The 20,549-nt window shown below is 57.6% G+C and carries 24 protein-coding genes; 17 read left to right on the plus strand and 7 right to left on the minus strand.

Translation table 11 applies throughout. The features are described 5' to 3' along the window. Positions 1 to 113 precede the first annotated feature (113 nt). The 4 genes from bet to HX868_RS19240 all read left to right on the plus strand — a co-directional run bounded on the left by bet (position 114) and on the right by HX868_RS19240 (position 3,538). Positions 114 to 920: a phage recombination protein Bet gene (gene bet, locus HX868_RS19225; RefSeq protein WP_177004069.1), complete on the plus strand. Its 807-nt coding sequence runs from the start codon at positions 114 to 116 to the stop codon at positions 918 to 920. Then, on the plus strand, positions 917 to 2,545 hold the full coding sequence (locus tag HX868_RS19230) for a YqaJ viral recombinase family protein (protein ID WP_177004015.1): 1,629 nt from the start codon (positions 917 to 919) through the stop codon (positions 2,543 to 2,545). Before bet ends, HX868_RS19230 begins: the two co-directional genes overlap by 4 nt. Next, positions 2,542 to 3,135, plus strand: a complete 594-nt coding sequence (locus HX868_RS19235) for a helix-turn-helix transcriptional regulator (protein ID WP_177004016.1) — start codon at positions 2,542 to 2,544, stop codon at positions 3,133 to 3,135. Before HX868_RS19230 ends, HX868_RS19235 begins: the two co-directional genes overlap by 4 nt. 169 nt (positions 3,136 to 3,304) lie before the next feature. Continuing rightward, the gene (locus HX868_RS19240; protein ID WP_343048306.1) at positions 3,305 to 3,538 is read left to right on the plus strand and encodes a hypothetical protein; all 234 of its coding nucleotides are present in this window, start codon (positions 3,305 to 3,307) and stop codon (positions 3,536 to 3,538) included. Here HX868_RS19240 and HX868_RS19245 read toward each other — a convergent pair. Then, positions 3,523 to 4,359, minus strand: a complete 837-nt coding sequence (locus tag HX868_RS19245) for a hypothetical protein (RefSeq protein WP_177004017.1) — start codon at positions 4,357 to 4,359, stop codon at positions 3,523 to 3,525. The two genes, HX868_RS19240 and HX868_RS19245, sit on opposite strands and share 16 nt — an antisense overlap. A gap of 186 nt (positions 4,360 to 4,545) precedes the next feature. On the opposite strand from HX868_RS19245, the gene HX868_RS19250 reads away from it, so the two are divergent. Together HX868_RS19250 and yejK are read left to right on the plus strand one after the other, a co-directional pair. Continuing rightward, entirely contained in the window at positions 4,546 to 5,034 is a 489-nt protein-coding gene (locus HX868_RS19250; RefSeq protein ID WP_177004018.1) for a hypothetical protein, read from the plus strand. Positions 5,035 to 5,095: 61 nt separating this feature from the next. Continuing rightward, positions 5,096 to 6,103 (plus strand): nucleoid-associated protein YejK, encoded by a 1,008-nt coding sequence (yejK, locus tag HX868_RS19255; protein WP_177004019.1) that lies wholly within the window; start codon positions 5,096 to 5,098, stop codon positions 6,101 to 6,103. A 52-nt stretch (positions 6,104 to 6,155) separates the two neighbouring features. On the opposite strand, the gene HX868_RS19260 is transcribed toward yejK, so the two are convergent. Continuing rightward, positions 6,156 to 6,425: a hypothetical protein gene (locus HX868_RS19260; protein WP_246355557.1), complete on the minus strand. Its 270-nt coding sequence runs from the start codon at positions 6,423 to 6,425 to the stop codon at positions 6,156 to 6,158. Here HX868_RS19260 and HX868_RS19265 point away from each other — a divergent pair. Both HX868_RS19265 and HX868_RS19270 read left to right on the plus strand, forming a co-directional pair. Continuing rightward, a complete protein-coding gene (locus HX868_RS19265; protein WP_177004020.1) occupies positions 6,424 to 6,675 on the plus strand; it encodes a hypothetical protein in 252 nt (83 codons plus the stop codon). The genes HX868_RS19260 and HX868_RS19265 overlap by 2 nt on opposite strands. A 289-nt stretch (positions 6,676 to 6,964) precedes the next feature. Next, positions 6,965 to 7,561, plus strand: coding sequence for an HNH endonuclease (locus HX868_RS19270; RefSeq protein ID WP_177004021.1), 597 nt, complete (start codon positions 6,965 to 6,967; stop codon positions 7,559 to 7,561). Between the two features lie 40 nt (positions 7,562 to 7,601). On the opposite strand, the gene HX868_RS19275 is transcribed toward HX868_RS19270, so the two are convergent. Then, positions 7,602 to 8,474, minus strand: a complete 873-nt coding sequence (locus tag HX868_RS19275; RefSeq protein WP_177004022.1) for a hypothetical protein — start codon at positions 8,472 to 8,474, stop codon at positions 7,602 to 7,604. A gap of 78 nt (positions 8,475 to 8,552) precedes the next feature. Here HX868_RS19275 and HX868_RS19280 point away from each other — a divergent pair, with 78 nt between their 5' ends. From HX868_RS19280 to HX868_RS19290, 3 genes are read left to right on the plus strand one after another with little or no spacing between them, the layout of a single operon-like run. Next, positions 8,553 to 8,876 (plus strand): hypothetical protein, encoded by a 324-nt coding sequence (locus HX868_RS19280; protein ID WP_177004023.1) that lies wholly within the window; start codon positions 8,553 to 8,555, stop codon positions 8,874 to 8,876. Then, complete coding sequence (locus HX868_RS19285) at positions 8,873 to 9,502, plus strand: hypothetical protein (RefSeq protein WP_177004024.1); 630 nt, start codon at positions 8,873 to 8,875, stop codon at positions 9,500 to 9,502. The genes HX868_RS19280 and HX868_RS19285 overlap by 4 nt, the downstream gene beginning before the upstream one ends. Then, positions 9,499 to 9,822 carry a hypothetical protein gene (locus HX868_RS19290; RefSeq protein WP_177004025.1) on the plus strand — a complete coding sequence of 108 codons (324 nt, stop codon included), beginning with the start codon at positions 9,499 to 9,501 and terminating at the stop codon, positions 9,820 to 9,822. The genes HX868_RS19285 and HX868_RS19290 overlap by 4 nt, the downstream gene beginning before the upstream one ends. A gap of 49 nt (positions 9,823 to 9,871) precedes the next feature. Here the strand turns inward: HX868_RS19290 and HX868_RS19295 are convergent, their stop codons facing one another. After that, the gene (locus HX868_RS19295) at positions 9,872 to 10,093 is read right to left on the minus strand and encodes a hypothetical protein (protein ID WP_177004026.1); all 222 of its coding nucleotides are present in this window, start codon (positions 10,091 to 10,093) and stop codon (positions 9,872 to 9,874) included. A 283-nt stretch (positions 10,094 to 10,376) separates the two neighbouring features. On the opposite strand from HX868_RS19295, the gene HX868_RS19300 reads away from it, so the two are divergent. The 3 genes from HX868_RS19300 to HX868_RS19310 all read left to right on the plus strand — a co-directional run bounded on the left by HX868_RS19300 (position 10,377) and on the right by HX868_RS19310 (position 14,517). Then, complete coding sequence (locus HX868_RS19300; RefSeq protein WP_177004027.1) at positions 10,377 to 11,570, plus strand: tyrosine-type recombinase/integrase; 1,194 nt, start codon at positions 10,377 to 10,379, stop codon at positions 11,568 to 11,570. Between the two features lie 20 nt (positions 11,571 to 11,590). Continuing rightward, complete coding sequence (locus HX868_RS19305) at positions 11,591 to 13,177, plus strand: ABC-F family ATPase (protein ID WP_026000030.1); 1,587 nt, start codon at positions 11,591 to 11,593, stop codon at positions 13,175 to 13,177. A gap of 164 nt (positions 13,178 to 13,341) precedes the next feature. After that, positions 13,342 to 14,517, plus strand: a complete 1,176-nt coding sequence (locus HX868_RS19310; protein ID WP_038850433.1) for an MFS transporter — start codon at positions 13,342 to 13,344, stop codon at positions 14,515 to 14,517. Here HX868_RS19310 and HX868_RS19315 read toward each other — a convergent pair. From HX868_RS19315 to HX868_RS19325, 3 genes are all read right to left on the minus strand, one after another. Beyond that, positions 14,511 to 15,548 (minus strand): alpha/beta hydrolase family protein, encoded by a 1,038-nt coding sequence (locus HX868_RS19315; RefSeq protein ID WP_033901196.1) that lies wholly within the window; start codon positions 15,546 to 15,548, stop codon positions 14,511 to 14,513. The genes HX868_RS19310 and HX868_RS19315 overlap by 7 nt on opposite strands. Before the next feature lie 228 nt (positions 15,549 to 15,776). Further along, complete coding sequence (locus HX868_RS19320) at positions 15,777 to 16,388, minus strand: FMN-dependent NADH-azoreductase (protein WP_033901176.1); 612 nt, start codon at positions 16,386 to 16,388, stop codon at positions 15,777 to 15,779. A 119-nt stretch (positions 16,389 to 16,507) separates the two neighbouring features. Then, complete coding sequence (locus tag HX868_RS19325; protein WP_177004028.1) at positions 16,508 to 17,434, minus strand: AraC family transcriptional regulator; 927 nt, start codon at positions 17,432 to 17,434, stop codon at positions 16,508 to 16,510. A gap of 158 nt (positions 17,435 to 17,592) precedes the next feature. On the opposite strand from HX868_RS19325, the gene HX868_RS19330 reads away from it, so the two are divergent. From HX868_RS19330 to HX868_RS19340, 3 genes are read left to right on the plus strand one after another with little or no spacing between them, the layout of a single operon-like run. Then, positions 17,593 to 18,972, plus strand: a complete 1,380-nt coding sequence (locus HX868_RS19330; protein ID WP_177004029.1) for an NAD-dependent succinate-semialdehyde dehydrogenase — start codon at positions 17,593 to 17,595, stop codon at positions 18,970 to 18,972. Between the two features lie 59 nt (positions 18,973 to 19,031). Next, positions 19,032 to 19,940 carry a LysR substrate-binding domain-containing protein gene (locus HX868_RS19335; RefSeq protein ID WP_026000029.1) on the plus strand — a complete coding sequence of 303 codons (909 nt, stop codon included), beginning with the start codon at positions 19,032 to 19,034 and terminating at the stop codon, positions 19,938 to 19,940. Then, positions 19,937 to 20,293: an MmcQ/YjbR family DNA-binding protein gene (locus HX868_RS19340; protein ID WP_177004030.1), complete on the plus strand. Its 357-nt coding sequence runs from the start codon at positions 19,937 to 19,939 to the stop codon at positions 20,291 to 20,293. Before HX868_RS19335 ends, HX868_RS19340 begins: the two co-directional genes overlap by 4 nt. Positions 20,294 to 20,549: the final 256 nt, after the last annotated feature.

Below are 20,549 nucleotides of genomic sequence, written 5' to 3' on the forward strand. Positions count from 1 at the left end.
TTGAAATGTTATTACGTATCTTAAATGCGAATAAGAACGTTTATCAACTCTTATTTCCCCTACCCCTTTCATCGCTGCGAACATCGCGGCAAGGAATCCCCATGTCCGCAGTAATGAAGCAGGACGACAACACGCCCGCAATGTCGGAGGCCGCGCTCGTTGAAGTGTTGAGCAGCAGCCTCTATCCCGGCGCAGAAAAGAACTCTGTAGTGATGGTGTTGGCTTACTGCCAGGCGGCGCACCTGGACCCAATGTTGAAGCCGGTGCACATCGTTCCTATCTGGAACTCCAAGACGAAAAAGATTCAGGACACGGTGATGCCAGGCATCGGCCTGTACCGCATTCAGGCGGCGCGCACCGGCCAATACGCCGGGATCAGCGAACCAGAATATGGCCCCCCAGTGACTGCGAAGTTGAGCGGTGTAGAAGTCACGTATCCCGAATGGTGTCGTGTGACAGTCAAGCGGCAGATGAGCAACGGCCTGGTTGCCGAGTACACGGCCAACGAGCGCTGGATTGAAAACTACGCAACAGCCAGCAAGGACACTGCGGCGCCCAACGCCATGTGGAAGCGCCGAGCATTTGCCCAGCTCGCCAAATGCGCCGAGGCCCAGGCCCTGCGCAAAGCTTTCCCTGAAGTTGGATCAGCGCCAACGGCCGACGAGATGGAAGGCAAAGCGTTCGAGGAGCCGGCGCGCGATGTCAGCCCACGACAGCAAGCCCAGCCTGAACCGGAAGCGCTGCCCGCCTACTCCGACGACCTACTGACCGAGAACATCGCGAAGTGGCAACCGCTGATCGATTCGAACCGAACCAGCCCTGAACACCTCATTGCGACCATCAGCAGCAAGTACACGCTGAGCCCGGCGCAGATTGAAAAAATCACCAACCTAAAAGCCCTCGATGGAGACGCAGCATGAAAATTCACAACGTAGCTCAAGGCTCCGCCGAGTGGCTTGCCCTCCGCGCTCAGTACCGCACCGCTTCAGAAGCACCAGCAATGATGGGCGCCTCGAAGTACCAATCCCGCACCGACCTGCTGATCGCCAAGAAGACGGGCATCACGCCAGACGTCACACCTTCTCAGCAGTTTGTCTTCGACAAGGGACATGCAACCGAAGCCCTGGCGCGCCCACTGACCGAGGCATTGATCGGCGAAGAGCTTTATCCGATCGTTGCTACCGAGGGCAACCTGCTCGCCTCCATGGACGGCGCCACGATGCTCGGGGAGACACTGTTCGAGCACAAACTGTGGAATGAGTCGGTCGTGGCCCAGGTGAAAGCCGGCGACCTTGCTCCGCATTACTACTGGCAGCTTGAGCAGCAACTGCTGGTGAGCGGCGCTGAGCGGGTCATCTTTGTTTGCTCGGACGGCACGCCGGAGAACTTCGTGCACATGGAGTACCGGCCCGTCGGCGGGCGCGCGGCCCAGTTGATCGAAGGCTGGAAACAGTTCGAGGTGGACCTGGCCAACTTCGAGATGGCCGACGCGCCTTCAATCGTCGTCGGCAAGGCACCTGATGAGCTGCCAGCGCTGCGTATCGAGCTGACCGGCATGGTTACCGCCAGCAACCTGAAGGTGTTTGAAGATTCGGCGCTGGCCGTCATCGACTCGGTGAAAACCACGCTCTCCACCGACCAGGACTTCGCCGATGCGAAGAAGGCGGTCAAGTGGTGCGGTGATGTCGAAGAGGCCGTGTCGGTCGCCAAAAAACAGGCCCTGTCGCAGACCCAAAGCATCGACGAGCTGTTTTCGTCGCTGGATCGCATCAGTGCCCATGCTCGCGAGACTCGACTGAAAGTCGACAAGCTGGTGAAGGCTCAAGAGCTGCTGGTGAAGACCAACATCAAGCAAAAAGCCGAGCTGGCGCTGGCGGATCACATCGCCGCCATCAACAAGACGCTGGGCAAAGTCACGCTGCCTCATGTCGTTTCGGACTTCGCCGGCGCCATGAAGAACAAGCGGACCATCGCCAGTCTTCAGGACGCGGTAGATACCGAGCTGGCCCGCGCGAAGATCGATGCAAGTCAGGCGGCGGACAGTATTCGCTTGAACCTGACTAGTCTGGCGGAGCTCGCCGTTGATCATGCCTTCCTGTTCAGTGACGTGCAGCAACTGGTTACCAAGGCCAATGATGACCTTGTGACGCTGATCAAATTCCGAATCTCCGAACACCAGAAGGCGGAGCAGGCAAAGGCCGACGCGAAGCGCATCGCCGAAGAGCAGGAAGCCCAGCGACTGGCAGCCATCAAGCCAGAGCCAGTCGTGGAGAAAGCGGCGGCGCCCGAGCCTGTCCGCGCCACGCCAGTTCAGACAACGGCACCCGTCGCCCAGGCTACAAAGCCAGTAACGAGCCACGTGGTCGAGCAGGTAGCGCTGCAGGCCAACGTGACAGACTTCGAGGCCTTGGTGAAAGCCGTGGCATATGGTCAGGCGCCGATCACTGTCCTCCTGGTCAATTGGGAAGCGCTCGACGCGATGGTCGCGGCGCAGGGATCCACCTTCAGCATGGCCGGGGTGACGCTGGCCAAGGCGGCAGCATGATCAGCAACCACTTAAGCCTGGTCGAGGCTCTACGGCCAGCATCGGACGAACTGGCCGCAGCGGTTGACCAGTACCTGGCGGCCGGCGGAAAGATCGAAGTAGCCGATCCGTACCACTACAAGCCCAAGCCGATCACCTATAGCAACCAGATGCCGCCAATGCCGAAGCCATTCGTTCGGCGCAAGGTTGAAGCGCCCCCCCTCCCCCTCGACAAGACCGACATCCGATCACAGGACCGGCTAAAGATGGCCGAGCAGATACGGCAGTTGGGCGTAACGCTCACCCAGACCGAGGTCGCCGCTGAGCTTGGTGTAAGCCGGCGGCTTATCTACAACTACGCCGCCAGGTACGACATCACGTTCAAGCCGCCAACCCGGGGAGGTGCACGGAACCTGGTGCGTAAGGAAGTGGACGAAGCCCGCGACGCGAAATACGCCAAGCGCATCCGTGCCTTTCTGGAGCTGGGCATCACTCGGCGCCAGTGCTGCGGAAAATTGGCGATCGGCAACAAGGCCTTTGAGAGAATCATCGCCGCCCACGGCATCGACTATCCGAAAGCGCGCCATGGCAGTCGCTCATGCGCCGCATAGCCCGCATCCAGCAAAGCAAACGTCAAACCTGGCTCGCACTGCCGGCCAGCGGAATAGAAGAGGTAGGCAATGGCCAAGACTGTGCAGGAACGATCGGCCAAGGCAGAAGCGCCTGGCGGTCGCCGAGAAGGAATTGCGGCACAAGGTCAGGCCGGGTATCGAGCAGGCCATGAAGCGTATCCGGCTTCGCGGCCAGCTGTCGATCATTAGCGAAGTCCTGCAGATAGCCATCATGAAAATGGACCTGATGGGCAACGACGAGCTGATCGAGTTCCTGCGTTTTCCGCGCCACGAAATCTTTGTTGACGAAAACGTGGCGCTAGCATTCCGAAATCAAAGCTTGATCGAGATCATGCGTGATCATGGGATGATATTTTTCGCTCCCTGTCAGCTACCGAAATAGTAGTCCGACACAGTTTTAGAAACAAAGAATTCTCGTTTCAGATTCGACAAAGGCGCGTAAGCCCTTACACTCTTTCTTCCGCTTCTGGAGTTGAACGCCATGCTTAAAAACATAACCAGCTCACACGGCTCCATAGCATCAACCATTATAGAGAAATAATATTTTTTCCTTTTTTCCGAAAGATTTGAACCTTTCAAAAAAGAAAAAACCTTAAGAGCTTTAATTATCGACTTCTTATCCTTGTCATTATCAAGATGTTTCCTCACATCTTTTTTAATCTCGATTAATCTTAACCTAATAGGAAGGGTGTCAATTTCTTCTCTACGCTTTTTTAATTCAAGAATCTTTGCTATGCCTTGTGTATATTTTTCTCCACTTTGAGTTTTTCGCCAATGCCTTTCTGCTGAAACCTCATACCTTTCAAGAAGCTGATAAAAGCTCGACTCAAATCGCTCTTGCTCAAAAAGCTTTTGTTGTTCCAGCATTATCGCAGAGGTTTTTCGAGTCTCCACAGTTTGAATTAAAGTCGTCCTCAACAAAACGATCAACGCAATAAAGCTTAGAACTGGATTGGTAAGCCCCCCAACAAAATCTCCTACCTGACCTAAGTTCATTGAAATGTCAAATTTTTCATCAACAAATATGTAAAACAAAAACAATATTACAATGGCAAAACCTAGCGCACATACGCCAATAGTAAACTGACTATATGGCTCAACCTCACTTCCTTTATTTTTTTTCGTCAAGCTATATAGGTAGATGACAATTGCTGTCGTAAAAATCTGAAGCACTACTAGCGAGATGATAACTAACATGTACATTATGAAACGTCCTTGAAATCGGCGCGGCTGATCATAATGACTCTGCAGAATTTTTCCAATCGCGTTTTGCCACCACAACTCATCAACTCACCGCAACACATACAAGGCGCATCAGCAAGATCACCGCAGTGCGCCGCCGGCCGACATGGCTGGCAATCCCGGCAAGTGGAATCGAAGAGGTAGGCCATGGCAGCCGAACAGAAGGAACGCACGGCCAAGCTTGCCGAGAGGCGGCAGGAGCTGGGCGAGCATGAGTTGCGGCACACAGTGCCGTACGGCGCCCGGAAGATGCTAGACGAGTTGATGCGCTGGCATGAGGTCGAGGAAGTCAGCGAGGCGGTGCAACTGCTGGTACTGAATGGACGGGCCGAGGATCTGCCGCCGACGCCGCCCAAGGTAAAAGGGCCGTCCGACAGCATCCGCCACTATTTCCGCCAGGGGGTGCGTGACCGGCTCGCAGCGCTCACTGCCGAACTGGGCGAAAAGAAAGACCGCACCACCATCTGGCGACTTATCACGCATGCCCACTCGTTGGGTGCTGAGAAGTCCGCGCCAATGCTAGAAATTAAGCGCCACGGAATCGACATATCGCAAAACGTGGCGCGCAAATTACGACAAGCAGGCTTTGCCGAATCTCTTGAAATGAACGCCGATGACGACGGCGAGAACGACTGATAACCCACCCTACTCGCTGCATCCGGTAACCGGAGGGCGGCGCTTACCTGAGGTAAACGAAATGCCTGTACGCCATAGCGTCATCCACAAGATCGACAAGAAGCCCGACGGCACTCCGGCTGTTCTGCACTTGGCCGGCGCCGAGCAGGAAGATAGCGGCGCCCGCGACGATCTGATGCATCAGCTCAACGAAAGCTATAACGCCACGGCAGGCAAGGGCTGGGGCTTCTTCCATCAGGAATCAGGCGCTTTCCCATTCAACGGCTGGCTCGGCAAGTACCTAGCCGGTGCTGCCGACTTCCTGTCGTTCAGCACCACCGCCGTCGAACACCTTACCCGGCTGATGGAAGAATCAAACCTCACCACTGGCGGGCACGCCCTCTTCTGCCACTACCAGCAAGGCATGACCGAGTATCTGGCCATTGCCCTGGTGCAGGAAACCGAAGCGGTGACCATGACCGAAGAGCTGGCCCTGATGACGGTGAAGCGCTTGGACCTGGACCACATCCGCCTGGCCGCGCGCATCAACATCAGCGAGTGGCAGAACAACCCGCAGTCGAGGCAGTACATCTCGTACCTCAAGTGCAAGCAGGGCCGGAGGCTCAACGATTACTTCCGCGACTTCATCGGTTGCCAGGAAGGGATCGACGGACCGGGCGAAACCCGCACGCTGCTGAAGGCGTTCAGCGACTTTGTTGAAAGCGAAGATCTGCCAGAAGAGTCGGCGCGCGAGAAGACGCACACACTGGTCAGCTATTCAATGGCCAAGGCCAAGCTGGGAGAGCCGATCACCCTCGATGAGTTGTCGGGCCTGATCGATGAAGACCGGCCGAAGAACTTCCACGACTTCATCAAGGCGAAGGACTACGGGATTTCCGAGTCCCTGCCGCCGGACAAGAAGACCCTCAACAAATTCCGGCGTTTCACCGGACGGGCCGAAGGGATGTCGATCAGCTTCGAAGCGCACCTGCTGGGCGACAAGATCGAGTTCGACGAAGCCGGTGGCACGCTGACGCTGCGCGGGCTGCCCACTCAGTTGACCGAACAGCTCAAGCGCGCTGCCGCCTGACGCCTACCGACGCGCCGCGCTCTCGATGAGGGCGGCGCTTGACTGGATAAATTTACCGACTCGCTTTTTCTGAGCGAACAACTTTCCCGTATGCGTAAAAGCCAGCAGTAATTTCGGCTATCGCCATGACGCCATAGACCGCGCCGAACATGAAGGATGAAATGATAAACCCGAGCCCAACAAGGAAAAGTAGAACTTCAGAAATAATCTCAGTTTTCTTTCTCCAAGATGGCCCTCGAGCCTCAACAAAACCACCTACAAATCCGATCAGTATTCCAACAACAATTTTCGCAAACATAATCGTTCCTTGATCCGGCTCCATGCCGGTCACCCGCAATAACCCATATCAACATTTCACGCCAGCCGGCGAGGCAGGCGCATCGATACTAACCCCCAGCCCGTCTGATCGCTTCATCCGTTGCTTTTTCATTCCACCGCCTATCGCTTATGGCGGTCAAATGATCGGTCATTCGGTCTTTCTCAGTAAAAATCTTTTCGATACTTTTCGCAGTAACGTTACCGCTTTCAAGCATGTCAAAAATCGATTGATGATGCTGGACGTATACCTCTAGCGGCGGAACTGCAGGCTTGCGTAGCCGAGCCACGGCTAGATTCACCTCTTGCTCCCTGCTCCGGACGGCTATTTCCATAACGGATTTAGCTCGTTCTCTCTTTGTCAGGTAGTGATTCTGAATCCATACCGCACCCAGTGAGCCTACAAGCCCGATACCCGCGCCGACTAGACCCGCAATTGCAGCATCCATAAAAGTCCCTTTTTGATAGTGGCTTGATTGCCTGCGGTAATTCTCTCACAGAAATTATACACTCCACCGCCCGGGCATGGCCCGGCAAGGACTCCCCATGCCTACAGAAAACACAGTACCCACAATCCGCGATCGAGAACGGTTCTGGTCAAAGGTCGATAAGTCGGGCGATTGCTGGATATGGATCGGTGGAAAGGACCGGAAGGGTTACGGCAAGTTCTCGATGGGCAGCCAGTTCAAACCCGATGGCAGTCGACGCAACTCAATGGTGTCGGCGCACCGCTTCTCCTATGAGCTGGTACATGGCCCGATCCCAGACCACGAATCGTTCCACGGGCTGTGCGTGCTGCACAGCTGCGATACCCCTGGTTGCGTGAATCCAAATCACCTGTCTCTCGGCACCAACAAGGACAACGTCCACGACATGGACAGGAAAGGCCGGCGTGTAAACGCGCAGGCGAGCGGTGAAGGTCATCATAACTCCATCCTCACCGAGCGGCAGGTTAGGGAAATCGTCTCAGCACACCGGGAGCGTGGTATCTCGCAACTACAGCTGAGCAAGGATTATGGCGTTTCGCACTCAACCATTAACCACATATTCACCGGCAGGCTATGGGCACACCTTGGCCTGTCGAACAAATCACAACGCCTCGGCATGACGGTTGTGAATGCCCATGATCTGGTAACGATATAACTATACGACTCGACAATATTCAACCAACCAAACGATAAAATCAATTTTCAGTAAATAACTTCACTTGCGATATACCGGCTCCGCCCTCTACAGTCCTCAACATATTCGCATCATACACATGAAGCAAATTATATTTAACACCGCGCGGAAGATCACCTTGCTGATATATATGATGATGCCTCGCAATAAAATCCACCATTGAATCAACCGACTGTCTAAAGTCAACAACCATCCATGATTCTAACTTTACATCAAACAAATTCTCTAATCGGCTTCCAAGCTCGCAGACCTCCGACATAAGAAGCTCTGGCACCTCGTACAAAACCGCCTCATTGGCAGATTGTTTATCTTTAGCAAAAAGCAAATAATGAAAAATAGGAACGATTTGTTTCATTTTCCAAATCGCCTCTGTCGCTAAAGGCATTAGGTCTTTACCAAGGCCGGCATTGCAAAGATGTATTGACTCTTCAAACCTTTGAATGTGAGAAATGAACTTTTTTAAAGCAATTGCGCGCATCTGAGTTTGTTGGTGCTCTGGGCTTACGCCTTCGGTTTTGAAGCAGTGATAACCTGCATGCGTCATCCATGCTATGGCGAGAGCCCCGTTTTCGGATACCAATCTACGAGCAGGCTCCCATTTTTTATCATCCCGCACCTCAAGTATGTAGGACACGCCTATAACCACAACAAACACATCAATCACTAGCGTTAATAAATTCCACTTCATTTCATCCCAAAATGTTACCAGTGCCGCGTTTGAAGCGATGGGATATTCAAGACTCACGAGCAAAAAAGACGCAACAAACAGCAATAACACTATTAACACTGCCAATGCGGCTTTCATTAACCCGCCCATACCTGTCCATCTCCATTTCAGAAAGTTCAGGCTTGCATTTTGACGGCATGCATTCAAGCGATTTCCACAAGCAGCGAGCTTTTAATTCCCCCCTCCCCCTTCAAAGTCAGCCGCTATAGCGGCAAGGACGAAGTCATGCCTGAAAAAACTGTTTTGATCCAGCCTCTTCCCGTTGACCGTGATGCTACCGGCTTCTGGACACACCCAGCCTGGCCATCGACTGATGACGAACTGATTCCATACGCCTGGTTCACAGACCGGGGGCTGGATGTTCGTGAACGGAATTTCGAGGATGACGCCCCGGATGATTTGCAGGCGGCATGGTTTGCCAGCGGCATCGCAGACTGTTCGGGATGGGCACCCACACAGCCTCCTGGTGAAGGCTGGTTCATCTTTTCGATCCACGATACCGACGACGGCCCTATCTGCGTGTGGGTGCGCCAGGCGGTGGCACCGTGAGCCAGATCAAAGAACGCCCCATCCTGTTCTCGGCGCCGATGGTGCGCGCCATCCTGGAAGGTCGGAAGACGGTCACGCGGCGCGAGGTGAAAAAACAGGCGGCGCTGGATTGCTTGGCCGCCGGTTTTGAACCGGCGTTTCTGACACTGCCTGGCAATGCTGACCTTTGCCCATACGGAAAGCCCGGCGGCCGGCTGTGGGTGCGCGAGACCTGGTACTGCAACCACTCCGAAGTCCAGAAAGGGCCGTACCTGCAACCTGCCGACATGGCGGATCTTGATCAGGCGCGAGAGGACGGCGACCTGGTGTATGCGGCTGACGGGCTGGAGCCCTACGAGCAAGAACAGCCAACCTGGAAACCCAGCATCCATACACCCCGCTGGGTGAGCCGCATCCTACTGGAGATCACCGACGTGCGCGTCGAGCGGTTGCAGGACATTAGCGAGGATCAGGCGCTGGCCGAAGGCATCACCAAGACCCAGGACGGCGGATACCACGTAGAGAACGGCAAACACTACTTCGCCAGTCCGGTGGATTCGTTCGCCAGTCTTTGGAGTTCCGTAGGCGGCGACTGGGACGCCAACCCCTGGGTCTGGGTGGTGGAGTTCAAGCGGGTGACGCCATGACCGACCACGAACTGTTACATCTGTCAGCCAAAGCCTTGGGCTTCGAACTGGAGTACCGGTGCGGTAGCGATGCCTTCTACTACGACGATCCAGATTCAGGCCGGGAGCAATGGCAGCCACTCAGCGATGACCTCCAGGCCATGCGCCTGGCGGTAGACCTTCAGCTCAGCATCCTCTGGTTCACCAACCTGCAGTACGTGATGGTCGAGCGCCGCGGCTTCGGCGAGAACATCGGCTGGACCAACGACGCGGATCGGGGTGGCGCGCTCCGCCAGGCAATCACCATCGTAGCAGCGCAAATCGGCTCCACGCTTCCCTAACCCCAATCCCCCTACATGCCTGCCGGTGAGCGGCGGGCAAGGTTTACTTTCACGAAAGCCCATCAAACCAGCCTAGAACCCTTAACGTCTTCGCGAACTGTTTTTCGTTCGCAAGGAACACCAGCATCACCAAACTGACCCCCATAAAGATACAAAGCCCTCCTCCCGACCCATCAATGACGACAAGAAACACTCCCAACCCCAGGAGTGCAGCACCAAACGCTCCTACCCACTTTCTAGCCTGCTTTTGCTCGGGATACTTGTCGAACATCCGTTTTCTCCCCATCGAGTAACGCCTCGACCAACTGTAGACCAGTCGTGACTACTTACTCCCAACCCTCTGCCGCCAAGCGCGGCGCGGAGCACTCAATGTCAGCAGCAGAACAGCTCAACGACGGCATCACAGGCGACAAAGTCCCCGAAGCCCAAATGGCCCAAATACTCGGCACCACCCTCGCCGCCCTGCGCTCAAAGCGCGCTCGCAACCAAATCCCCCTCGGCGTCTGGAACAAACAGGGCAGCCGGGTCTTGTATAGCATCAGGAGATATTACGAATGGCTCGAAAGCCAATGGGTTTGCCCGCAGGAATGGACCTCCACCACGGATCGATCCGCATCCGCTTTATGTGGAACGGCAGCCGGCGCAGTGAAACGCTCCCCTATCCCCCGACACAGAAAGGAATCAAGTCTGCCTCACAGGTTGTTGATCAAGTAAAAGGCCTGATCAGGCTGGGGCTGCTCGATGACGACAAGTACGCCGAGCTGTTCCCCGGTTCCAGCAACGTCGCCGGTGGCAAGATCAACTTTGGCGAGTATGCCCAGCTCTGGCTGGATAGTCGGGAGGTGGTGGCCGGCACGAAAAACAACTACAAGGGGGCGCTGAACCGGTACTGGATGCCCGGACTGGCCCTGGTGCGGATCGATCTGATCACCACCACCCTGCTACGCCGGGTCATGGCCTCCAGGGAATGGAAGTCGCCCGGGGTGAAGCGCAACGCGATCTCGAAGCTGTCGACCATCCTGAATTCAGCGATGTCTGAGGAGCTGATCCCGAAGAACCCGGCGGCGATCCTGGAGTTGCCCAAGCGCAGCAAAAAGGAGATCGACCCGTTCACCCTGGACGAGGCAAACCAGATCATCGCCAAGATGTACGAGCATGAACATTGGCCCAGCACGATCTACGCGGCATTTTTTGAGTTTGTGTTTTTTACAGGAATGCGTCTTTCCGAGGCCCTGGCGATGCGCTGGGACGCGATAGACGAAGAGAAGAAGACAGCCCACGTGTGTCGCGGGATCGCCTTGGGGGAAGTGGTGGAGCGTACGAAAACGGGCGGAGATCGCTTTGTTTTGCTGAATGACCGCGCTCTGCACGCCCTGGAGTTCGCCAAGGAATACGCAGAGCGTCGGAAAATGGGCAAGGGAAAAGTGCTGGAAACGCCTTTCATCTTCCCGCCCTCGAAGAACTCGGAGTACGTGAAGCAGACGTCTGATCTGCACAAGCAATGGGTTCCGACATTGAAAGCGCTGAATATCCGTCGTCGGCCGCCATACAACTGTCGTCACACCTATGCGACAATATGCATTATGTCTGGCATGAACCCCGCCTTCATCTCCCAGCAGCTCGGCCATAGCGTGCAGATGCTGCTCTCGACTTATGCGCGTTGGATCAACTCAAGCTCAGATTGGGGCGAAATGGAAAAGCTCCAAATTGGTCCCAAATTGGTCCCAGTTCAAATAAGCGCACTCTAAGCTATTGATAGGTAAAGTAATTGATCTCCACAGCTAACATCACCATGCAGTTCGGCGCCAAGCCGCTCTTCGAGAACGTCTCGGTCAAGTTCGGCGCCGGCAACCGTTATGGTTTGATCGGTGCCAACGGTTGCGGCAAGTCGACCTTCATGAAAATCCTTGGCGGCGACCTCGATCCGTCCGGCGGCCAGGTCATGCTGGAGCCGAACGTACGCTTGGGTAAACTGCGCCAGGACCAGTTCGCCTACGAAGAATTCACCGTGCTCGACACCGTGATCATGGGTCACGAAGAGCTGTGGAAGGTCAAGGCCGAGCGCGACCGCATCTACTCGCTGCCGGAAATGAGCGAAGAAGACGGCATGGCCGTGGCCGAGCTGGAAACCGAGTTTGCCGAAATGGACGGCTACACCGCCGAATCCCGTGCCGGTGAACTGCTGTTGGGCCTGGGCATTCCCCTGGAACAGCACTTCGGCCCGATGAGCGAAGTGTCCCCTGGCTGGAAACTGCGTGTGTTGCTGGCCCAGGCGCTGTTTTCCGATCCTGAAGTGCTGTTGCTCGACGAACCGACCAACCACTTGGACATCAACACCATCCGCTGGCTGGAAAACATCCTGACCCAGCGCTCCAGCCTGATGATCATCATCTCTCACGACCGTCACTTCCTGAACAGCGTGTGCACCCACATGGCTGACCTGGACTACGGCGAGCTGCGCCTGTTCCCGGGCAACTACGACGAGTACATGACCGTGGCGACCCAGTCCCGCGAGCAACTGCTGTCGGACAACGCCAAGAAGAAGGCGCAGATCTCCGAGCTGCAATCCTTCGTCAGCCGCTTCTCGGCCAACGCCTCGAAAGCCAAGCAGGCCACTTCCCGTGCCAAGGCGATCGACAAGATCCAACTGGCCGAAGTCAAGCCGTCGAGCCGCGTCAGTCCGTTCATCCGTTTCGAGCAGAACAAAAAGCTGCACCGTCAGGCCGTCATGGTCGAAAAAATGGCCAAAGGCTTCGACGGCAAGCCGCTGTTCAAAGACTTCAGCTTCCAGGTTGAAGCCGGCGAGCGCGTGGCGATCATCGGCCCGAACGGTATCGGCAAGACCACCCTGCTGCGTACCCTGGTCAACGAGTTGACCCCGGACGCCGGCAGCATCAAGTGGACCGACGCTGCAGAACTGGGCTACTACGCCCAGGACCATGCCCACGACTTCGAAGACGACGTGACCCTGTTCGACTGGATGGGCCAGTGGACCCAAGGCGAGCAAATGATCCGTGGCACCCTGGGTCGCATGCTGTTCTCCAACGACGAGATCCAGAAGTCGGTGAAGGTGATTTCCGGTGGTGAGCAAGGCCGCATGCTGTTCGGCAAGCTGATCCTGCAAAAGCCGAACGTGCTGCTCATGGACGAACCGACCAACCACTTGGATATGGAGTCCATCGAGGCGCTGAACCTGGCGCTGGAGAACTACCCGGGCACGCTGATCTTCGTCAGCCATGACCGTGAGTTCGTATCGTCCCTGGCCACCCGCATCATCGAGCTGAGCGCCACGGGCGTGATCGACTTCAGCGGCACCTATGATGATTACCTGCGTAGCCAAGGTGTGGTGTTTTAAGAGCAGCCATTAGTTTTTAGCTGCAAGCGGCAAGATAGAGCCCCGTCCTGTGTGACGGGGCTTTTTGCATGTGTATGGCGCGCCATAATTAATAGATAGCCTGCTTTCTTTTCCCTTGGGCCCTTGCCATGATGCCCGCACCGCCCGCCCGCGAACGAGTGCCCATGTCTGCCGCCGCCCCCAGCTCCCTGTCGATCACCTTGCAGATCGTCTCTATCGTCTTCTATACCTTCATCGCGTTTATCTGCATCGGCCTGCCGATCGCGGTGATTCCTGGCTATGTGCATGAGCAACTGGGTTTCAGCGCCGTGGTGGCCGGGGTCACGATCGGCTCGCAATACCTGGCGACTCTGCTCAGCCGCCCCATGGCCGGGCGCATGTCGGACAACGTCGGCACCAAGCGCGCGATTGTGTTGGGGTTGGCGGGGATTCTGGTCAGCGGCGTGTTGACGTTCTTTGCGACATTGCTACAGAGCATGCCCGCCTTGAGCCTGGGCATTCTGATCGTCGGCCGACTGTTGCTGGGTGTGGCTCAAGGGCTGATCGGCGTGGGCACCATCAGTTGGTGCATGGGCGCGGTCGGTGCCGAACACACGGCGCGCTCAATCTCCTGGAACGGCATCGCGTCCTACGGTGCCATCGCCATTGGTGCGCCGCTGGGCGTGGTGATGGTGGCTGAATACGGCTACAACAGCCTCGGCATTGCGCTGGCCGTATTGTCCGCGCTGGGCCTGGTGCTGATCCGCAATAAACCCTCGGTGCCGGTGGTGCGCGGTGAGCGCTTGCCGTTCTGGGCGGTGTTCGGGCGTATCGCGCCCTTTGGCGCAAGCCTGTGCCTGGCCTCCATCGGCTACGGCACCCTCACCACCTTTATTACGCTGTACTACCTCAATCGCGGCTGGGCCGGTGCGGCGTACTGCCTGACGGTGTTTGGCGTGTGTTTTATCTTGTCGCGGCTGGTGTTTATCTCTGCGATCAGTCGGTTCGGCGGCTTTCGCGCGGCAATCGCCTGCATGACCATCGAGACCCTGGGCCTGACGTTGCTCTGGCTGGCGCCGTCGACGGGCGTGGCGTTGATTGGCGCAGGGCTGACCGGCTTTGGCTTGTCGCTGGTGTACCCGGCGCTCGGCGTAGAAGCCATCAAGCAGGTACCCAACAGCAGCCGTGGTGCAGGCCTGAGTGCTTACGCGGTGTTCTTTGATTTGGCCCTGGCAATTGCAGGACCGTTGATGGGTGCCGTGGCACTGAACCTCGGCTATGGCTGGATCTTCTTTTGCGCTGCGCTGTTGTCGGTGACGGCCTTGGGCGTGACCGTTCTGCTCAAGCGTCGCGCTTACTGATCTGCCGTCTGCATCCCGGCGCGGGTGGCTTGGCCGAGGGTGTGGCTGAAAAAACGTCCTGCCTCGGAAATCAGGTCACGGTGGATACCTTCGCGGTCGACGCCGTCGGCATCCGTGCAGATCGCTGGCATCGCCGCCAACTGATCGCTGTCACACGGCGCCATGAACACGAAGTGCCCTGCTCCGGCCAACAGCTTGAAATCCGGCGGCTCGGGCAGTTTGCGCGCCAACGCCGCAGCGTTTTTGTCCACGGCCACCAGCTTGTCCCCGTCGCCGCTGTAGAGCAGCACCGGCACATGCACGTCGGCCAGGGTGTGACGGCCAAACATCAAACTCAACGGCGCCATCAGCATCAAGGCATGAATACGCGGATCGGATTGCGGCTGCAGGTCGTCGCGGTCCACCACCAGTTCGCCTTTGGTGGTGCAGGCGTCGCGGTCTTCCGGACGTTCCTGGCAGTAGCGGCGCAGGCGGTCGAAGTCCGGCTTGGCACCGGCCAGGATCAACGCGGTTTCACCGCCCGCTGAATAACCGATCACGCCGACCTGATCGACGTTGACGAAGGGGGACAGCATCGGGTCGCCCAAGGTGGCGGTGATTGCTTCGGAAATCTGGATCGGCCGGCCATACAGGTTACTCACCGTGCCCAGGCGGCTGTGGTCCTTGTAGTTGTCGCCAGGGTGCAGCACGGCCACCACCACAAAACCTTTGCGCGCCAGCGAGGTGGCCAGGTCGTGCAAGGCCAGCGGCGTGCCGGTGTTGCCGTGGGACAGCATCAGCATTGGAAAGCGGCCGATGGCAATCTTGGAATCTTCCGTGGCGGCGACGCGATAGGCGCCCAGCGGCGTGCTGTGCTCAAGCCCGGTGGAGGGATAGAAGGCGATGGCCTTCATCGGCTGCAAATCCAGCGGATCCAGGAAGGTCATGCGATGAAAGCCCACACTCCAATGCGGGTGCGGCGCAGGCGCGGCGTGCACTGAAACCAGGCCACCGAGCAGGGAAAGAACCATAACAGCACAAAGACGCATCATGAGGATGTCCACCTTTGCTGCATAAAGACCGGCATGTCGGGTTGAAAAGTCCATGGTTCAAGGCGCTCGACCGGGTGATAAACCCATGCGTGCATAACCTGGGCCAAAATAATGACAGCGGCTAAACGAAAAAACTCCGTAGTCCGGTCGTTTTGAGGCGATCAGAATACAGAGTTTAGACGTCCCGTTTCAGAATGAAACGGGGAAAGGCACGGTTTTACCTAAGCTTTACGCAGCCGCGAACAATTGTTCGTTGATGAGTACGTTGGCGTCGCTCAAGGACTTGCTGCGGAACTCATCACCGTACGCCAGGCCGTGGGCGCGGACGAATTCGATGTCGGTGATGCCGAGGAAGCCCAGCAGCACTTTCAGATAATCTTCATGGGCCACACCGGTCGCCTGGCCGACATGCAGGCCGCCCGAGGTCGACACAACGATGACTTTCTTGTTGCCGCACAGACCTTCCGGACCGGCTTCGGTGTAGCGGAACGTCTGGCCGGCGACGGCAATGCGGTCGATCCAGGCTTTCAGTTGAGTCGGGATGGTGAAGTTGTACATCGGTGCAGCGATCACCACCGCGTCAGCGGCGAGGAATTCAGCCAGGGTCTTGGCGCTGAGTTCTGCTTCGTGCTGTTGCGCGGCATTGCGCTGATCAGCCGGAGTGCCCAGGGCGCCCAGGGTTGCGCCGGAGAAGTGGTTGAAGCCTTCGGCGGCCACGTCACGGTAGGTCACTTCCACACCCGGCTCAGCCGCTTGCCAAGCCTTGACCACACCAGCGCTGAGCTGACGGGACGCCGAGTTGTCGCCGAGGATGCTGGAATCGATATGCAACAGTTTCATGCGGGATCTCCAAGTGAGGATCGCGACAGGGCGATCAAGTGGGGTTGATCCTACAGATGATCCGAATAAACGATTAGACGGCCGAAATGCGACTGTTTGTCCTGCTGGCAGGACAATGCTCAGTGCGACGACACATAGATCGACGCTGACGTCGGTGCGGGCAACGCGTAGGTACGCTTCATCCACTGGATTTCTGCCTGGGGCGTGCGCCCGAAGAAACGTTTGAACTCGCGGCTGAATTGCGAGGCGCTTTCGTAACCGACTTGTGCACTGGCCGTGGCGGCGGTGATATCGCTACGCAGCATCAACAGGCGCGCCTGATGCAAACGCGTTGACTTGAGATACTGCATCGGCGAGGTGTCGGTGACGGTGCGAAAATGCGCGTGAAAGCTTGGCACACTCATCATCGCTTCCCGCGCCAGCGTTTCTACGTCCAGGTGCTGGTGGTAGCCCCCATGGATCTTGCGAATCGCACGCGCCACCTTGCCGAACTGGCCCTGGCGATTCAGGGCTGCACGCATCGAGCCACCCTGCTCGCCCGTCAGGATTCGATAATAGATCTCGCGCATCAGCGCCAGCCCCAGAATCTGCGCATCCATCGGCACGCTCATCACTTGCAGGAAGCGCAGCAATGATTCACTGAGCCGGTCATCCATGGGTGACGAATACATGCCACGTGGCTTGGCCTCGATCAATTCGGGGAAGTCTTCCAGCGCCACCATCAGCTGCGCCGCGAGGGTGAAATCCAGGCGCAGATACACCGCCAGCATCGGCTCGGCTTCACTGGCGTCGGTCTCCATGGTGAAGGGCACCGGCACCGACACCACCAGGTAATGCTGGGCGTCATACAAATAAACCTCATCCCCCAGGTAACCACGTTTTTGCCCCTGGCAGACGATCACGATGCCGGGGTCGTACAGCACCGGGACCCGATGTAATGGGCGATTGGAGCGCAGGAAACGCACGTCATCCAGTGCGCTCAGGTTATAGCCTTCCACAGGCGCCAAGGTGCCCATCAGCTCGATGATTCTGCCCGTGCGATCCATGTTTGCTGGCCTTTGCGTAAAACGCCACGTTAACGCGCAATTCACTACGAGGCTACGGACTTATAGGAATAGGCAATCAGCACATTGGAATGGATATTCGCTCAAACCGCGCATTTGCGTAGCCTTAAACAGCACTTTCAGCCCTCGGAGATTTCCCCATGCTTATCGTCCACAACCCTGCCACCGGTGAAGAAATCGGCCGTGTCGCCAAGCAGACCGCAAACGAGGTCAAGGCTGCCGTCGACCGCACCTGCGCCGCCTTCCCTGACTGGTCCTCCAAGCTTGCCAAGGAACGCAGCGACATCCTGCGCCGCTGGCACGACGCGGTAAAAGCCGACAAGGAAGCCTTCGCCGAACTGCTCTGCCGCGAAAACGGCAAATGCCTGAGCGAAGCCCGCGGCGAAATCGACTACGGCCTGGGCTTTATCGAGTGGTACGCCGAGGAGGCCAAGCGCGTGTATGGCGACACCATTCCCACTCACGACCGCAACGCCAACGTGATGGTCACCAAGGAGGCCATCGGCCCGGTCGCCGCCATCACCCCGTGGAACTTCCCGTTCATGATGATCACCCGCAAGGTCGCCACAGCGCTGGCGGCCGGCTGCACCATGGTGATCAAGCCTGCAGAAGACACGCCCCTCACCGCCCTCAAGTTGCTGGAATACGCGCGCAAGGCCGGGATCGAGGCAGGCGTTCTGGAAGTGGTGGTAGGCGACCCGAAGGCAATTGGCCCGATCCTGACCGGAGACCCACGCATCCGTAAAATCTCGTTTACCGGCTCCACCGGCGTCGGAAAGCTGCTCGCCGCACAATGCGCCGCCAGCATCAAGAAAATGACCCTGGAACTGGGCGGTAACGCGCCGTTTATCGTGTTCCAGGACGCCGACCTCGACGAAGCGGTGAAAGGACTGGTCAGTGCCAAACTGCGCAACTCGGGCCAGGTGTGCATCTCGCCGAACCGCATCTTCGTGCAACACAGCATCCTCGAGGACTTCATCAAGCGTTTGAAGCGCGCCGTGGCCGAGATCGAAGTGGACCAGGGCTTGCGTGAAGGCTTTGTGGTCGGCCCTATGGTCAATCAACTGGGCTTCGACAAGGTGGCGCGCCTGGTCACAGACGCCAAGGCCGCCGGGGCCAAGGTGTTGATGGGCGGTAAGCCCCACGCCAAAGGTGGCCTGTTCTACGAGCCGACGGTGTTGACCGGCTTGCAGGACGATTCTCCCCTCGCGACCGAGGAAATCTTCGGCCCGGTGTTCGCTCTCTATTCGTTCAAGGATGAAGCCGAAGTCATCGCCCGCGCCAACCAGACCGAATTCGGCCTGGTGGCCTACGCCTACACCAGCGCGCTGGGACGGTCGTTGCGCCTGTCGCGCCAGTTGGAGGCCGGGATGGTGATTCTAAACTCGGGGTCAGTGGGGACCGCATCAGTGCCGTTTGGCGGCATCAAACAGTCCGGTTATGGCCGTGAAGGCAGCTATTACGGGATCGAGGAGTATGTACACGTGAAGTACGTGTTGATGGCCGGCGCACATTTGTAGTGGATTTGCCCTCGTCAGACGCGGATAGTTCGTCCCACTGACAGGACAATAGGTTGATCATGCAAGACCTCAACGACCTCTACTATTTCGCCAAAGTCGTGGAAGCCGGTGGCTTCGCCGCCGCCGGCCGGCTGCTGGGGATTCCCAAGTCGCGGCTGTCGCGGCGTATCGCCGAGCTGGAAGAACGCCTCGGCGCGCGCCTGCTGCAACGCACTACCCGCCAACTCACCCTCACCGCCGTCGGCGAGCGCTACCTGCGGCATTGCCAGGCGATGCTGCTGGAAGCGGAAATGGCCGATGAGGCAGTGGCCAGCATGTCCAGCGAGCCCCGTGGACGGCTGCGCGTCAGTTGCCCGGTGGGCATGGCCCAGCACATCCTGCCGGAATTGGTGGCCGGATTTCTGGCAGCGCATCCCCAAGTGCAATTGGAAATGACCCTTGTCAACCGCCGTGTCGATTTGGTCGCGGAAGGCATCGATGTCGCCTTGCGGGTACGCGAGCTGGGCGATGAGGATCCGCTGTTGGTGACCAAGCGCTTGCGCCAAGCCCAGACCGTGCTGGTGGCCAGCCCCGTGCTGATGCACGGCCGTGAGGTGACGACCCTTGAGGACCTCAAGCAGCTACCGATCCTGGGGGCCTTGGAGGCAGATCGCCTGGTGCATCAACGCATCCTCGACCCCCAGGGCAACACCCACGACCTGGCGATGGAAGCCCGGCTGGGGATCGACGATTTCATCGTGCGCAAGGCCAGCGCCATCATGGGCCTGGGCTTTACCGTACTGCCGATGATGTATTGCGAAGAGGAGTTGGCCAACGGCCGGTTGGTACAACTACTGCCGGAGTGGTCCTTGCCCGGCGGCTGGCTGCAAGCGGTGTACCCGCATCGTCGTGGCGTGTTGCCGGCCATTCGTGCCTGGATCGATTACCTGGAAGAAGGTTTCAAAGGTTGCGGAGACCGCCTGCTATGAAGATGACCGAAGAACAAGTCGCCGCGTTCTGCCTCAGCTTGCCGGGCGCGCGGGAGGATTACAAATGGGGCGGCGTGCGCGTGTTTTCGATTGCCGGCAACAAGATGTTCGCACTACAGAACCTAAGGGGTGAGTCGTTGGCGTTCAAGGTCGACAAGGCGTTGTTCCTCGGCCATGTGGACCGCCCAGGCATTCACCCGGCACCGTACCTGGCGCGGGCGCAGTGGGTCATTATGAATACGCCGTATCCGTTGGGGGATGAAGAGTTGCGTGGGTTGTTGCGGCGTTCTCACCAGCTTGTCGTCAGCAAGTTGCCCAAGCGCACGCAGGTCGGGTTGCGCCTGGACGCATAGATGTTTGGATACGGCGCTGGGCGTTTGGGTGGGGCCTGACAGGCGATCGCTTTCCAACTGTTACCCTGCGATCGAAATGTGGGAGCGGGCTTGCCCGCGAAGGCGGCCTTACAGCTGGCCTGGATGATGGATCGGACTGCATACATATCCATTGCTGCGGTAACGGCCGCCTATGGTTCCGCTCTTACAGCGGGTCACTTTTGGAAGAGCGCCAAAAGTAACCAAAAACGCTTCGCCCCAACACTCGGTACCTCGC

Origin of the sequence: Pseudomonas reactans, from assembly GCF_013385825.1 — a bacterium.
GTDB classification, from domain to species: Bacteria; Pseudomonadota; Gammaproteobacteria; order Pseudomonadales; family Pseudomonadaceae; genus Aquipseudomonas; species Aquipseudomonas reactans.